A 14919-nucleotide genomic window follows, 5' to 3' on the forward strand; every position below is an offset into this window, starting at 1 on the left:
AAACGTGGCGTTTATTCTCGGATCCGGCAGCCCCCGGCGGCTGGACCTCTTGGCGCATCTTGGTCTCAAGCCTGACGCGGTGCGCCCCCCCGACATCGACGAAGACCCCCTGCCCGGCGAACTGCCGCGCCCCTATTGCGCGCGCATCGCCCGCGAAAAGGTGCAGGCCGTCGAGGCCGCGTCGGATGACGTGGTCCTTTGCGCCGACACCACCGTGGCCCTCGGCCGCCGAATCCTCGGCAAACCGGCCGACGCGGGCGAGGCCGCCGAATTCCTGCTCAAGCTCTCGGGTCGCCGTCATGACGTGATCACCTCGGTCGCCGTGCGCCGCGGCGCGCGCATCTGGCAGAAGGACGTGGTGAGTTCGGTCAAGATGAAGCGCCTGTCCGATCAGGAGCTCAACGCCTACCTCGCCAGCAACGACTGGCAGGGCAAGGCGGGCGCTTATGGCATCCAGGGCATGGCCGGGGCCTTCATCCCGTGGATTTCCGGCTCGTTCACTGGCATCGTGGGCCTGCCACTGGCCGAAACCGCGACCCTGCTGCAGGCCGCCGGCCTGCCTGTCTATGGAGATGCCTCGTGAAAGGCCGCACCATCATCCTCGACCACCTCAAGGACCGCGAAGCCGCGGCACTGATGGTCGACGGCAAGCTCGAAGACCTGCTGGTCGAGGCCGATGCGCCCGCCCCCGGCACCATCTACCGCGCCCGCGCCGACCGGCCCGTCAAGGGACAGGGCGGCATGTTCCTGACCACCCCCGATGGCCCCGCCTTCCTGCGGCAGGTCAAGGGGTTGGCCCCGGGCGAGCTGCTGCTGGTGCAGGTCTCGAGCTACGCGGAGCCGGGCAAGGCGATTCCGGTCACCACCCGGCTGCTGTTCAAGAGCCGCTATGCCATCGTCACGCCCGAGGCGCCCGGCCTCAACATCTCGCGCGCGATCCGCGACGAGGAAGAACGTGACCGCCTGCTGGAGATCGCGCATGCCGAGATGGGCGGCGCCGAACACGGGCTGATCCTGCGCTCGGCCTGCGCCGGGGCGGACGAGGACGAGATCGCCGAGGACATCGCCGCCATGGCCTCCCTCGCGGCCCAGGTGATGGGCGACACCGGCACCGAGACCGAGGTGCTGGCCGAGGGCGACGGCCCCCATGCGCTGGCCTGGCGCGAGTGGAGCGAACCGGCCGACGTGGTGACCGAACCCGGCGGCTTCGACGATCACGGCGTGCTCGACGCCATCGACACCGCGCTCGGCATCGCCGAACCGCTCGCCGGGGGCGGCACGCTCTACGTCGAACCCACGCGGGCGCTGGTCGCCGTCGACGTGAACACCGGCGCCGACACCTCGCTGGCCGCCGGGCTCAAGGCCAATATCGCCTGCGCCCGAGCCCTGCCCCGCGTGCTGCGCGTGCGCGGCCTCGGCGGGCAGATCGTGATCGACGCGGCCCCGATGGCCAAGAAGGACCGCAAGACCTTCGAATCCTCCCTGCGCGCCGCCTTCAAGACCGACACCGACGAGACGGTGCTGGTCGGCTGGACCCCGATGGGCCACTTCGAACTGCAGCGCAAACGCGGCCGCGTGCCGCTCCGCGAGGTGCTGTCATGAGCTGCCCCATCTGCGGCGAGCCGACCGACCGCAAATACCGCCCCTTCTGCTCGCGCCGCTGCGCCGACCGCGACCTCGGCCGCTGGCTGACCGGCTCCTACGCGATCCCGTCGGAAGACCCCGAAGACCTTGAAAAGGCGCAGGAAGAAGCCGACGCAGCGCAACGCAAACCGCATTGACGCAAAGACCCTGAAAAAGGCTCTGGACACTCCCGCAACATCCGCCTAGAACGCCAAAACCCGAAGGGCAGAGCCCTTCCCCGTGCCCGGGTAGCTCAGGGGTAGAGCAGTGGATTGAAAATCCTCGTGTCGGTGGTTCGATTCCGCCCCCGGGCACCATTTCCAAGCAAAACCAGCCCCTCGATGGCCCAGCCCCAGGCTGCGACTCTCACCCCGGCCGCACACCCGCTCGCGCCAACCGATTCCTCCCCCTTCCCAACAGAGACGCGCGGCGCCGTCCGCCGCGCGTCTCTGGTCCGGGTTCAGAAATCCCAGTCTTCGTCCTCGGTCGCCACGGTCTTGCCGATGACATAGCTCGAGCCCGAGCCGGAGAAGAAGTCGTGGTTCTCGTCCGATCCGGGCGAGAGCGCGGCCATGATCGCGGGGTTCACGCGGCAGGCCTCGTCGGGGAACAGCGCCTCGAAGCCAAGGTTCTGCAGCGCCTTGTTGGCGTTGTAGTGCAGGAAGTGCTTCACGTCCTCGGTCAGGCCCAGCGGGTCGTAGAGCTGTTCCGTATAGCGCGCCTCGATGTCGTAGAGGTCGAAGAGCAGCGCAAAGGCAAAGTCCTTGAGTTCGGTGCGCTCGGCCTCGGGCAGGCGCTCCATGGCGCGCTGGAACTTGTAGCCGATGTAATAGCCGTGGATCGCCTCATCGCGGATGATCAGGCGGATCAGGTCGGCGGTGTTGGTCAGGCGGGCGCGGCTCGACCAGTGCATCGGCAGGTAGAAGCCGGAGTAGAACAGGAAGGATTCGAGGAACACGCTGGCGATCTTCTTCTTCAGCGGGTTCGAAGCGGAATCGTACTCGTCGAGGATCAGGCGCGACTTGGCCTGCAGGTGCTCGTTCTCGGCCGACCAGCGAAAGGCCTCGTCCACCTCGGCGGTGCGGCAGAGGGTCGAGAAGACAGAGGAGTAGGAGCGCGCATGCACCGCCTCCATGAAGGCGATGTTGGTCAGCACCGCCTCTTCATGCGGGGTCGCCGCGTCGGGCATCAGCGCCGGGGCCCCCACGGTGTTCTGGATGGTGTCGAGCAGGGTCAGACCGGTAAAGACCCGGATGGTCAGGGTCTGTTCGGCCTCGGTCAGCTGCGACCAGCTCTGGATGTCGTTCGACAGCGGTACCTTCTCGGGCAGCCAGAAGTTGGCGGTCAGGCGGTTCCAGATCTCCAGATCCTTGTCGTCCTGCAGACGGTTCCAGTTGATCGCGCGGGGAACGGGGCGGGTCAGGTGCGTATCTTTCATCTCTCTGTCTTTCTCAAAGCGTGCAGGACACGCAGCCTTCCACCTCGGTTCCCTCCAGCGCGGCCTGGCGCAGTCGGATGTAGTAGATCGTCTTGATGCCCTTCTTCCACGCGTAGATCTGGGCCCGGTTGATGTCGCGGGTCGAGGCCTCGGCCGGGAAGAAGAGGGTCAGCGACAGGCCCTGGTCCACGTGCTCGGTGGCGGCGGCATAGGTGTCGATGATGGCCTCGGGCCCGATTTCGTAGGCGTCGCGGTAATACTCGAGGTTCTCGCCGGTCATGTAGGGCGCCGGGTAGTAGACGCGGCCGATCTTGCCTTCCTTGCGGATCTCGATCTTGGCTGTGATCGGGTGGATCGAGGAGGTGGCGTAGTTGATGTAGCTGATCGACCCGGTCGGCGGCACGGCCTGAAGGTTGCGGTTGTAGAGCCCGTGCGCCATGACGTCGTCCTTCAGCGCGGCCCAGTCCTTCTTCGACGGCAAGGTGATCCCGAACTTCTTGAACAGCGCCTTCACCTCGGCGCCTTCGGGCCGCCAGCTGCGGGTCACGTACTTCTCGAAGAAACTGCCGTCGGCATAGGCGGAGTCCTCGAAGCCCTTGAAGCGCGTCCCCTTCTCGCGCGCCAGCGCGCAGGAGGCCGTCAGCGCGTGGAACAACACGGCGGCGAAGTAGCAGGAGGTGAACTCGACCCCCTCGGGGCTGCCGTAGTGAATGTGCTCGCGCGCGAGGAAGCCGTGCAGGTTCATCTGGCCGAGGCCGATGGCGTGGCTCTCGTCGTTGCCCTTTCGGATCGAGGGCACCGAGTCGATCGCCGACATCTCGCTGACCGCGTTCAGCGCGCGCACCGCCGTCCCGACCGCCCCGGCAAGGTCGCCACCGTCCATCGCGCGTGCGATGTTCATCGAACCGAGGTTGCAGGAGATATCGGTGCCCATGTGCGCATAGCTGAGGTCGTCGTTGAACTCCGAGGCCTCGTTGACCTGCAGGATTTCCGAGCACAGGTTCGACATGGCGATCCGGCCCGCGATCGGGTTCGCGCGGTTCACCGTGTCTTCGAACATGATGTAGGGATAGCCCGACTCGAACTGGATCTCGGCAATCGTCTGGAAGAACTGACGCGCGTTGATCTTCTTCTTCCGGATCTTCTGATTGCCCACCATCTCGGCGTACTTTTCGGTGACCGAGATATCCGAGAACGGCTTGCCGTAGACCTTTTCGACGTCATGCGGCGAGAACAGGTACATGTCCTCGTTCTTCTTGGCGAGCTCGAAGGTCACGTCGGGGATCACCACGCCAAGGCTCAGCGTCTTGATCCGGATCTTCTCGTCCGCGTTCTCGCGCTTGGTGTCGAGGAACCGCAGGATATCCGGGTGGTGGGCGTTCAGATAGACGGCCCCGGCCCCCTGCCGCGCGCCCAGCTGGTTGGCATAGCTGAAGGAATCCTCCAACAGCTTCATCACCGGGATGACGCCCGAGGACTGGTTCTCGATCCCCTTGATCGGCGCGCCGTGCTCGCGGATGTTGGTCAGCATCAACGCCACGCCGCCGCCGCGCTTCGAAAGCTGCAGCGCCGAGTTGATGCCCCGCCCGATGCTTTCCATGTTGTCTTCCAGCCGCAGCAGGAAGCACGAGACGAACTCGCCCCGCGCCTTCTTGCCAGCGTTGAGGAAGGTCGGAGTAGCAGGCTGGAACCGGCCCGACAGGACCTCTTCCATCAGCCGCATCGCCAGGTCCTCGTCGCCGCGCGCGAGGGTCAGGGCGTTCATCACCACCCGATCCTCGTAGCGTTCGAGATAGCGCTGCCCGTCGCGGGTCTTGAGGGTGTAGGAGGTGTAGTACTTGAAGGCACCGAGGAAGGTCGGGAACCGGAACTTGCGGGCATAGGCCGCGTCCCAGATCGCGCGCTGGAAATTCCGCGAATACTGGTCCAGCACACCCGCGTCGTAATAACCCTCGTCGACCAGATAGCCGAGTTTCTCGTCCAGCGAGTGAAAGAACACCGTGTTCTGGTTGACGTGCTGCAGGAAGTACTGGCGCGCCGCCATCTTGTCGGCCTCGAACTGGATGTTCCCCTCGGCATCGTAGAGGTTCAGCATCGCGTTCAGCGCGTGATAGTCGAGACCGTTGGTCAGGCTGGCGTCAAGCATCGGGTTCCCCAGAAGGTTTTCAGCCCGTCACGGATCCGGGCGATATCGGTTTCGGTCCCGGCCAGCTCGAAACGGTAGAGCACGGGGACGTTGCATTTGGCGGCGATGACATCGCCGGCAAGGGCGAAGGTCGCCCCGAAGTTTCGGTTGCCGCCGGCGACAACGCCCGCCAGCAGGCTGCGATTGGCGGCGACGTTCAGGAACCGGATCACCGGCTTGGCCACAGCCCCGCGCCCCTCCCCGTCCGAATAGGTCGGACAGATCAACACGAAGGGTTCGGCCATCACCGGCGGCTCGCTGTCGGCGCGTGTCGGAATCCGCAGGGCGGGAAGGCCGAGCCGGTCCACCAGCCGGGCGGTGTTTCCCGACCCGCTGGAGAAATAGACCAGCCCTCCCATCGGATCAGGACAGGCGGTTGATCATGTCGGGCCGAAAGCCCGCCCAGTGGTCATCACCGGCAACGACGACAGGAGCCTGCCGATAGCCAAGGCCCTGCACCATCTCGAGCGCGGCCGCATCCTCGGTCAGGTCGACCAGGTCGAACTCCAGTCCGCGCGCTTCGAGGGCGCGGGTGGTTGCGGTGCACTGCACGCAGGCCGGTTTCGAGTAGACGGTGATGCTCATGTTCTTGTCCCTTGCCAGTTCTATGCCTCGGGGCGAAAGGGACACGGGCGTTGGCCGCAACCTGCAACCAACCGCGCGCCCGGCCCTCCGCCGTGGTCGTCATCGCTTTGCCTCGGCAGGTCTCCTGACTTTGCGGCTCGAACGCCTCTGGTTCGCCTTCCCAGCGCAAAACGCCAGTGGATTCGAACCGCGACTCGCCGCTTACAGTTGCGGGGGCAGTGCCGGAACCTCACCGGCTTCCCTCTTAGCCCACGAGTCACCCCATGAGCACCGAAGCAACCTCATATTGGGTTCTGCGCCACATCGATGTCAATATATGGAGTGCACCCATCCTGCAGATCCTCCGCCATCGCGCGCCTCCGAAAGGCCGGAAACGCCTTGCCCCACTGGCCGATCCGGGGCCCCGCGACGAAAACCTGCGCCCGTGTCTTTTTCGGGCAGGCCGTGGTCGCAAATCGTGCATCGCACCTGCAGCGACCTGCGTATCAAGAAACCACGAGGTGCGGACCTAGGTCCGAGAATTGGGAAGCCGGTGCAAACCCGGCACTGCCCCCGCAACGGTGAAACCGTCACGGGACGCAACATTCGCCACTGGGCAGGAGGAGTCCCGGGAAGGCGTTGCGCCCCGGCCCGCAAGGGCCACGGTCAAGTCCGGAAACCAGCCTTGTGCCAGACGTCGAACCGCGGGTGGCGGTCATGGCGCCGGAACGGTTCGCGGCTCCTCCCCTGCCTGCGGCCCTGTCCGCGCTTGCCGCCCTCCGCACAGCCAATCCGCGAATGCGGCAGGAGCCCAGGACATGAGCACTACCATCACCGAACTGCTGGCGCGGCGCAAACCCGGCCACGCGCTGGAGCAACCGTTCTACACCGACGCCGATATCTATCGCACCGACATGGAAACCATCTTCTACCGCGACTGGCTCTTCGCGATTCCCGCCTGCGAGCTGGAAAAACCCGGCGCCTACGTGACCCACCAGGTTGGCGCCTACGGCGTCGTCATCGTGCGCGGCGCCGACAACGTGATCCGGGCCTTCCACAACTCCTGCCGCCACCGCGGGTCGGTGATCTGCAACAAGGCCAAAGGCGTCTCGCCCAAGCTGGTGTGCCCCTATCACCAGTGGACCTACGAACTCGACGGCCGCTTGCTCTGGGCCCGCGAGATGGGCCCCGATTTCGATGCGTCCAAGCACGGGCTGAAACCCGTCCACTGCCGCGAACTGGCCGGGCTCGTCTACATCTGCCTCGCGGATACCGCGCCCGATTTCGACACCTTCGCCGACCTCGCCCGCCCCTATCTCGAGGTCCACGACCTTGCCAACGCCAAGGTCGCCCACTCGACCTCCATCGTCGAGAACGGCAACTGGAAGCTGGTCTGGGAAAACAACCGCGAATGCTATCACTGCGGCGGCAACCACCCGGGCCTCTGCCGCTCCTTCACCGACGATCCCACCGTGACCGGGATCGAGGAAGGCGTCTCGCCCCCGCACCTGCAACAGCACTTCGACCGGCTGGAGGCCAAGGGCTACCCCTCGCAGTTCCGCATGTCCGACGACATGCAGTACCGGCTGGCCCGGATGCCGCTCCTGCCCGGCGCGCAGAGCTTTACGATGGACCTGAAACCGGGCGTGACCAGGTTCCTTGGCCGGGTCCGCGACGAGGCCGCCGGCACCCTGCTCAAGTACCACTACCCGACCACGTGGAACCACTTCCTGCAGGATCACTCCATCGTCTTCCGGGTCACCCCGCTTTCGCCCACCACGACCGAGGTCACCACCAAGTGGCTGGTGAACAAGGACGCGGTCGAGGGGGTCGATTACGACCTGAACCGCCTGACCGAAGTCTGGATCGCGACGAACGACGAGGACCGCCGCGTGGTCGAGGACAACCAGCACGGCATCAACTCGCCCGCCTACGAACCCGGACCCTACTCGCCGATCCACGAGACCGGGGTGATGGGGTTCGTGAACTGGTACTGCAACACCATGAGCAACCGCCTGACGACCCTGCGGATGGCGGCGGAGTAATACGATGAACGACCTCAGCCCCTTCGCCGAACGGGCCATCTGGAAGGATGCCGAGATGCTGGAATGCGTCTCGATCATCCCCGAGGTGCCCAACGTGGCGACCTTCACCTTCCGCGCCCCGTCCGACGCCCTGTTCAACTACCTGCCCGGCCAGTTCCTGACGCTCGAGATCCCGGCCCCCGGCGGCCCGGTCTACCGCACCTACACCATCTCCTCCTCACCCTCGCGACCCCGGTCGATCTCGATCACCGCCAAGGCGCAGGACACCAGCATCGGCACCCGCTGGATGCTCGACAACCTCGCGCCGGGGGTTCAGATCCGCGCGGTGGGCCCCGCCGGACTGTTCTCGCACATGTCCCACCCGGCCGAGAAATACCTGTTCATCTCGGCGGGCTCCGGCATCACGCCGATGATGGCGATGACCACCTACATGTTCGACCTCGGGTCGGAACCCGACGTGGTCTTCATCAACTGCGCACGTCGCCCGTCGGAGATCATCTTCCGCGAGCGGCTGGAACACATGGCCAGCCGGGTGCCGGGGATCGAGCTGAAATGGGTCGTCGAAACCCCCGACCGTTTCGCGCCCTGGACCGGGTATCAGGGTCAGTTGAACCAGCTGATGCTGGGCCTCATGGCGCCCGACTACCTCGAACGCGAAGTGTTCTGCTGCGGCCCCGAACCCTTCATGCTCGCCGTGCGCGAAGCGCTGCAGGGCATGGGCTTCGACATGGAGCGCTATCACCAGGAGAGCTTCCAGGCCCCGGCCGCGACCGCCGAGGAACTGCCGCCCATCGACGACACCGTGCCCGAACAGAACGCGACGGCGGAAATCTCCTTCGCCCTCTCCGGGGTGACCGCCTCCTGCGCCGAAACCGACACGGTGCTTGCCGTCGCACGCAGCTCCGGGCTCAACATCCCCTCGGGCTGCACCTTCGGGCTCTGCGGCACCTGCAAGATCCGCAAGACCGCGGGAGAGGTGCACATGGTTCACAATGGCGGCATTTCCGACGACGACATCGCCGAGGGCTACATCCTTGCCTGCTGCTCGCATCCGATCGGCGCCGTGGAGGTCGAGGTCTAGGCCCGCGCCGTGGACAGCACGCGCGCAATGTGCCATTCATCCCAACGATGGTGCCGGCCCGAGAGGGCCGGCTGAAAAGGGAACGCGGTGCGGGCCAAGGCCCAATTCCGCGACTGCCCCCGCAACTGTAGGCGGAGAGCCGTCCCGTAGAACGCCACTGGGCCCCGGCCCGGGAAGGTTCGGGACTGCATCGACCCGCAAGTCAGGAGACCTGCCATCTCCGGCGCGGTTCCCGCGCCGCAGTCACCTGGAACCGGGCGGGGTCGCCCGGAGCGGAGGCAGCGCCATGGACCGATACAGTCCGCCGACATCGTTGCCCGTTTCCGGCCCCGCCACTTCTGCGCGGAGGGCGCATGCTGCTGGAACGAACGATCACCACCCTGCAAAGCCGGGCCGACACCCCGGAACGCGCCGTCGAGCTGGGCAAGCTCGGCTACCTGCAATGGCTCGCCTGGCTTAGGCCGGGCGCAAGCTTCCCCGACGAGGCCGACCGCGCGCTGCGGATGGCGGAACCCTTTGCCGCCACCGATCCGGCGGTCGCGACCTTCTGCGACCTGCTCCGCAAGTCGAGGTCGGGCCCGCCCGCACCGATGGACCTCTCGCTCCCCAGTCCCCGCCGCCGGGGTGGCGCGCGGGAACGGCGGCGCATGCTCTAGCCTCGGCACACCGTCAAGATCATGAGGCACGCTCATGATCTTGACGCGGGATATGAATTTGACCCCCTACAGGTGGGCGACTATCTGCAGGACCTGACAACGCAGGTCCCGCCATGAACAGCTATTCCCTCCCGCCAACCCGAACCTTCGCCGCCCTCGAACAGGCGGCGCGAGAGCGCATCCTCATTCTCGACGGCGCGATGGGCACGATGATCCAGACGCTGAACATGACCGAGGAGGATTTCACCGCGAACGGGCACATCCACGGCCCCGGCTGCCGTCACCACCAATCGGACCACCCGCAGAAGGGCAACAACGACCTTCTGGTCCTGACACAGCCGCAGGCGGTCGAGGACATCCAGCTGAAGTTCGCGCTGGCGGGGGCGGATATCCTCGAGACCAACACCTTCTCCTCCACCACCATCGCTCAGGCCGACTACGGGCTAGAGGCGGCGGTCCACGACCTCAACGTCGCGGGCGCGCAGGTTGCCCGGCGCGCGGCGGACCGGGCCACCGCAGAGGACGGCAAGCCGCGCTGGGTCGCCGGTGCGGTCGGCCCGACCAACCGCACCGCCTCGATCAGCCCCGACGTGAACGACCCGGGCTATCGCGCCGTCACCTTCGACGACCTGCGCCTCGCCTATGGCCAGCAGATCGACGGGCTGATCGCGGGCGGTGCCGACCTGATCCTGATCGAGACCATCTTCGACACGCTGAACGCCAAGGCCGCGATCTTCGCCGCCTTCGAAAGCTTCGCCAGGATCGGGCAGCGCCTGCCGATCATGATCTCGGGCACCATCACCGACGCCTCCGGCCGCACCCTCTCGGGCCAGACTCCAACCGCCTTCTGGCATTCGGTGCGCCACGCCCGCCCCTTCACCGTGGGCCTCAACTGCGCCCTCGGCGCCGACGCGATGCGCCCGCACCTGAGCGAACTGGCCGGTGTCGCCGACACGCTGGTCTGCGCCTATCCCAACGCGGGCCTCCCCAACGCCTTCGGCCAGTACGACGAAGAGCCCGAGGATACCGCCCGCAAGGTCGAGGTCTTTGCCCGCGAAGGCCTCGTGAACGTCGTGGGCGGCTGCTGCGGCACCACCCCAGAGCATATCCGCGCGATAGCCGAGCATGTCGCCGGCTACGCGCCCCGCCGGATCGAGGAAACCGCCGATGCATGACCCCCTCCTCCGCCTCTCCGGGCTCGAACCCTTCGTTCTGACGAAGGACATTCCCTTCGTGAACGTGGGCGAGCGGACCAACGTCACCGGCTCGGCCCGCTTCCGCAAGCTGATCACCAACCGTGATTACGCCGCTGCGCTCGACGTCGCGCGCGATCAGGTCGAGAACGGCGCCCAGATCATCGACATCAACATGGACGAGGGCCTGATCGACTCGAAACAGGCGATGATCGACTTCCTGAACCTCATCGCCGCCGAGCCCGACATCGCCCGCGTCCCGATCATGATCGACAGCTCCAAGTGGGAGGTGATCGAGGCGGGCCTGCAATGCGTGCAGGGCAAGCCGGTGGTGAACTCGATTTCGCTGAAAGAAGGCGAAGAGGCGTTCCTCCACCACGCCTCGCTCTGCCTCGCCTACGGCGCCGCCGTCGTGATCATGGCCTTCGACGAGCAGGGCCAGGCCGACAGCTTCCAGCGCAAGACCGAGATCTGCGCGCGGGCCTACCGGATCCTGACCGAGCAGGTCGGCTTCCCGCCCGAGGACATCATCTTCGACCCGAACGTCTTTGCCGTCGCCACGGGCATCGAGGAACACGACAACTACGGTGTCGACTTCATCGAGGCGGCCCGCTGGATCCGGCAGAACCTACCGCACTGCCATATCTCCGGCGGCGTCTCGAACCTGTCGTTCAGCTTCCGCGGCAACGAGCCGGTGCGGGAAGCCATGCACGCGGTGTTCCTCTACCACGCCATCAAGGCGGGCATGGACATGGGCATCGTCAACGCCGGTCAGCTGGCGGTCTACGACCAGATCGACCCCGACCTGCGCGAAGCCTGCGAGGACGTGGTGCTGAACCGCACCCCTGCCAACGGCGGCAACCCCACCGAGAACCTGCTGGACATCGCCGAACGCTTCCGCGGCGGCGCCCGCGAAGAGAAGAAGCGCGACCTCGCATGGCGCGAGTGGCCGGTCGAGAAGCGGCTGGAGCACGCGCTGGTCAACGGCATCACCGAATTCGTCGAGGAAGACACCGAGGCCGCCCGCCAGTCCGCCGACAAGCCGCTCGACGTGATCGAGGGGCCGCTGATGGCAGGCATGAACGTGGTCGGCGACCTCTTCGGCGCGGGCAAGATGTTCCTGCCGCAGGTGGTGAAATCCGCCCGCGTGATGAAGCAGGCGGTGGCCGTCCTGCTGCCCTACATGGAAGAGGAAAAGCGCCTGAACGGAGGTGACCAGCGCAGCAGCGCGGGCAAGGTCCTGATGGCGACGGTCAAGGGCGACGTTCACGACATAGGCAAGAACATCGTCGGCGTCGTGCTGGCCTGCAACAACTACGAGATCATCGACCTCGGCGTCATGGTCTCCCCCCAGAAGATCCTCGAAGAGGCCCGCGCGCATGATGTCGACATCATCGGCCTCTCCGGCCTGATCACCCCGTCGCTGGACGAGATGGTGCACCTTGCCACCGAGCTGGAACGCGAGAACTTCGATGTACCGCTGCTGATCGGTGGCGCGACGACCTCCAAGGTCCACACGGCGGTCAAGATCGCCCCGCGTTACACCCGCAATCAGGCGATCTACGTCACCGATGCCAGCCGCGCGGTCGGTGTAGTGTCCTCGCTGCTCAGCAATACCCAGCGCGACGACTACGTGGCGGGCATCCGGGCCGAGTACTCCGAGGTGGCCGAGCGCCACGAACGCGCCGAGCGTGCCAAGGCGCGCCTGCCGCTGGCTGCGGCCCGCGCGAACGCGATGAAGATCGACTGGACCGGCTACTCGGTCGCCGAACCCGCCTTTACCGGCGCGAAGGTGATCGAGGACTGGGACCTCGCCGAGATCGCGCGCTACATCGACTGGACCCCCTTCTTCCAGACCTGGGAACTGAAGGGCGTCTACCCCCGTATCCTCGAGAACGAGACCTACGGCGAGGCCGCCCGCGCCCTCTTCGCCGACGCGCAGGCGATGCTGCAGCAGATCATCGGCGAGCGCTGGTTCGGTCCGCGTGCCGTGGTCGGGTTCTGGCCTGCCAACCGCGACGGCGACGATATCCGCCTGTTCACCGGCGCCGACCGCTCCGCGCCTCTCGCCACTCTGCACACTCTGCGCCAGCAGACGGCCAAGCGGAAGGACAGCCCCAACCTCGCCCTTGCCGACTTCGTGGCGCCCGAAGGCGTGGCCGACTGGGTCGGTGGCTTCGTGGTCACGGCTGGCCCCGAGGAATCCGCCATCGCCGAACGCTTCGAAAAGGCGGGCGACGACTACGGCGCGATCATGGTCAAGGCCCTCGCCGACCGCTTTGCCGAGGCGATGGCCGAGATGCTGCACCAGCGCGTGCGGCGCGAGTTCTGGGGCTACGACCCGGACGAGACCTTCGATCCGCAGGAACTGATCGGCGAACCCTATCGCGGCATCCGGCCCGCGCCGGGCTATCCCGCGCAACCGGACCACACCGAGAAGCGAACCCTCTTCGACCTGCTGGACGCCGAGGCCAATACCGGCGTGCAACTCACCGAGAGCATGGCCATGTGGCCCGGCTCCTCAGTCTCGGGCCTCTACATCGGGCACCCGGAATCCTACTACTTCGGCGTGGCCAAGGTCGAACGCGATCAGGTCGCCGACTATGCCGCGCGCAAGGGCATGGACTTGGAAGAGGCCGAACGCTGGCTGGCGCCGATCCTGAACTACCGGCCCGAGGCAACCGCCGGGCTCGCGGCGGAATAGCCCAGAGCCCCCCCGACCGGACCGGCACGGCCCCCTCACCGGGGCCCTGCCAGCCCATAATTGCGGCTGTCGGGCCTCAGCGCGCCCCAACCGCGCGCAGCTGATCCTGGAAGTACTTGACCCCCGCCTCGTGACGCGGCGACAGCGGCCCGGACCGATAACCGCCACTTTCATAGTTCTTCTGGGTTTCGAGGCAGACCTCGAAATCCTCGCGCACCACGGCAAGGTTGTCGGCGATGGTCTTGGCCCGCTTCGGCGCAGCGGCCTCGGAGGTATCGGCAAAGTAGAAGTTGTAGATCAGCTCGGTCCGGCGATGGTCGATCGGGTTGATGCGGCTGGTGTTCATGCCGCCCTCGAACAGCGACAGCGTCCAGTTCGGCCACATCCACAGCCACTTGCCGCGATAGAACAAGCCCTCGCGCGGCGGCGCGGTCATACGCACCATGCCCTCATGCGCCGTGGTCTCGAACCGGTCGAACTCGATGGCCCGGTGAAACTCCGGGTGGATCCCCGGGATGTGATAGCCCTCGACGAAGTTGTCGGTGTAGATCTTCCAGTTCGCATCGAAGACCAGCCGTTCCTCCTGCATCCAGCTGTAGGTCTCCATCGGCTCGTCCTGCAGTTCCGGCACCACCGCGCCCAGTTGCTCGGCCAGTGTCTTCTCCGGCGCGAGGCAGACGAACAGCAGCCCGCGCCATGTGTCGAAGGCGACGGTGTCGAGCGCCCAGTCGTCCTTGTTGAACTCCGGATCATCGCCCCAGAACGGCACGTTCAGCAGCGACCCGTCCTCGCCCCAGACCCACTGGTGGTAGGGGCACCTGAGGGTCGAACAGCGCCCCGCCCCCTCGGGCAGCAGCCGCGCGCCGCGATGGCGGCAGACATTGCGAAAGGCCCGGATGCCGTCGCGGGTCATCACCACGAACACCTTGTTTCCCGCGATCTCGGTCGCCACGTAGTCCCCGCGCTCCTTCAGGCGCGAGACAGGGCAGACAAGCTGCCAAGTGGCGGCAAAGATGGTCTTCACGTCCTCGCGGTGAATTTCCGGCGAGACGTAGTTCACGGGGTCCAGGTTGCGCATCGCGGCCTCTCCTTCAGGTCATTGGGGAATCGCTAGGCGCTTTCCGCCGGTGCCGCAACGACAGGAGCGACATCCGGCGCGCGGTGCCCGCGCATTGCCCAGCCAATAGGCGGCGCGCCTTGCCTGCCTGCATCGCGGCGGCCCGCATCGCCAGGGCGGTCACGGCCCGGCTCGACCGCGAGCCTTGACTCGCAGCCCCCGACAGCCTATTGCCCGCCTGAACATCCGGAAGAGATCTGTCTTCCGGTCCCTTGCCATGCAGGGATCGCCCCCCACCAGCGTGTTACGCCCGTGGGGGCGTTTGTGCATTTCGCGTCCCCTTCCTAAGTAGGGGGCAAAGGTCAACGGTCTT

General features: G+C 66.2%; 13 protein-coding genes, 1 tRNA gene and 3 riboswitches. Of the genes, 9 read left to right on the plus strand and 5 right to left on the minus strand.

Annotated features, from left to right (window positions below; all coding sequences use genetic code 11):
* The first annotated feature begins 4 nt into the window (after positions 1-4).
* From DDT93_RS11390 to DDT93_RS11405, 4 genes are all read left to right on the plus strand, one after another.
* The gene (locus tag DDT93_RS11390) at positions 5-583 is read left to right on the plus strand and encodes a Maf family protein (protein WP_109465970.1); all 579 of its coding nucleotides are present in this window, start codon (positions 5-7) and stop codon (positions 581-583) included.
* The gene (locus DDT93_RS11395; protein WP_109465971.1) at positions 580-1602 is read left to right on the plus strand and encodes a ribonuclease E/G; all 1023 of its coding nucleotides are present in this window, start codon (positions 580-582) and stop codon (positions 1600-1602) included. The genes DDT93_RS11390 and DDT93_RS11395 overlap by 4 nt, the downstream gene beginning before the upstream one ends.
* Positions 1599-1781, plus strand: a complete 183-nt coding sequence (locus DDT93_RS11400; RefSeq protein ID WP_109465972.1) for a DNA gyrase inhibitor YacG — start codon at positions 1599-1601, stop codon at positions 1779-1781. The genes DDT93_RS11395 and DDT93_RS11400 overlap by 4 nt, the downstream gene beginning before the upstream one ends.
* Before the next feature lie 84 nt (positions 1782-1865).
* Positions 1866-1940, plus strand: a tRNA-Phe gene (locus DDT93_RS11405).
* Positions 1941-2083: 143 nt separating this feature from the next.
* On the opposite strand, the gene nrdF is transcribed toward DDT93_RS11405, so the two are convergent.
* From nrdF to nrdH, 4 genes are read right to left on the minus strand one after another with little or no spacing between them, the layout of a single operon-like run.
* Positions 2084-3061 (minus strand): class 1b ribonucleoside-diphosphate reductase subunit beta, encoded by a 978-nt coding sequence (gene nrdF / locus DDT93_RS11410; RefSeq protein WP_109465973.1) that lies wholly within the window; start codon positions 3059-3061, stop codon positions 2084-2086.
* A gap of 13 nt (positions 3062-3074) precedes the next feature.
* Positions 3075-5207: a class 1b ribonucleoside-diphosphate reductase subunit alpha gene (nrdE, locus tag DDT93_RS11415; protein ID WP_109465974.1), complete on the minus strand. Its 2133-nt coding sequence runs from the start codon at positions 5205-5207 to the stop codon at positions 3075-3077.
* Complete coding sequence (gene nrdI / locus DDT93_RS11420; protein WP_109465975.1) at positions 5189-5605, minus strand: class Ib ribonucleoside-diphosphate reductase assembly flavoprotein NrdI; 417 nt, start codon at positions 5603-5605, stop codon at positions 5189-5191. The genes nrdE and nrdI overlap by 19 nt, the downstream gene beginning before the upstream one ends.
* Before the next feature lie 4 nt (positions 5606-5609).
* Positions 5610-5831 (minus strand): glutaredoxin-like protein NrdH, encoded by a 222-nt coding sequence (gene nrdH, locus DDT93_RS11425; RefSeq protein ID WP_109465976.1) that lies wholly within the window; start codon positions 5829-5831, stop codon positions 5610-5612.
* Positions 5832-5928: 97 nt separating this feature from the next.
* Positions 5929-6121, minus strand: a riboswitch (cobalamin riboswitch).
* A 191-nt stretch (positions 6122-6312) separates the two neighbouring features.
* Positions 6313-6512: riboswitch (cobalamin riboswitch) on the plus strand.
* A gap of 116 nt (positions 6513-6628) precedes the next feature.
* Here nrdH and DDT93_RS11430 point away from each other — a divergent pair.
* The 5 genes from DDT93_RS11430 (at position 6629) to metH (ending at position 13489) form a co-directional block, all read left to right on the plus strand.
* Positions 6629-7855, plus strand: a complete 1227-nt coding sequence (locus DDT93_RS11430; RefSeq protein WP_109465977.1) for an aromatic ring-hydroxylating oxygenase subunit alpha — start codon at positions 6629-6631, stop codon at positions 7853-7855.
* Positions 7856-7859: 4 nt separating this feature from the next.
* Positions 7860-8936: a hybrid-cluster NAD(P)-dependent oxidoreductase gene (locus DDT93_RS11435; RefSeq protein ID WP_109465978.1), complete on the plus strand. Its 1077-nt coding sequence runs from the start codon at positions 7860-7862 to the stop codon at positions 8934-8936.
* A gap of 31 nt (positions 8937-8967) precedes the next feature.
* Positions 8968-9169, plus strand: a riboswitch (cobalamin riboswitch).
* A 120-nt stretch (positions 9170-9289) separates the two neighbouring features.
* Positions 9290-9592: a hypothetical protein gene (locus DDT93_RS11440; protein WP_109465979.1), complete on the plus strand. Its 303-nt coding sequence runs from the start codon at positions 9290-9292 to the stop codon at positions 9590-9592.
* 113 nt (positions 9593-9705) lie between these two features.
* Complete coding sequence (locus DDT93_RS11445) at positions 9706-10767, plus strand: homocysteine S-methyltransferase family protein (RefSeq protein WP_109465980.1); 1062 nt, start codon at positions 9706-9708, stop codon at positions 10765-10767.
* The gene (gene metH / locus DDT93_RS11450) at positions 10760-13489 is read left to right on the plus strand and encodes a methionine synthase (protein WP_109465981.1); all 2730 of its coding nucleotides are present in this window, start codon (positions 10760-10762) and stop codon (positions 13487-13489) included. The genes DDT93_RS11445 and metH overlap by 8 nt, the downstream gene beginning before the upstream one ends.
* Before the next feature lie 76 nt (positions 13490-13565).
* Here the strand turns inward: metH and DDT93_RS11455 are convergent, their stop codons facing one another.
* Entirely contained in the window at positions 13566-14567 is a 1002-nt protein-coding gene (locus DDT93_RS11455; protein WP_109465982.1) for an aromatic ring-hydroxylating oxygenase subunit alpha, read from the minus strand.
* Positions 14568-14919: the final 352 nt, after the last annotated feature.

Origin of the sequence: Albibacillus kandeliae (assembly GCF_003116585.1) — a bacterium.
GTDB lineage: Bacteria > Pseudomonadota > Alphaproteobacteria > Rhodobacterales > Rhodobacteraceae > Albibacillus > Albibacillus kandeliae.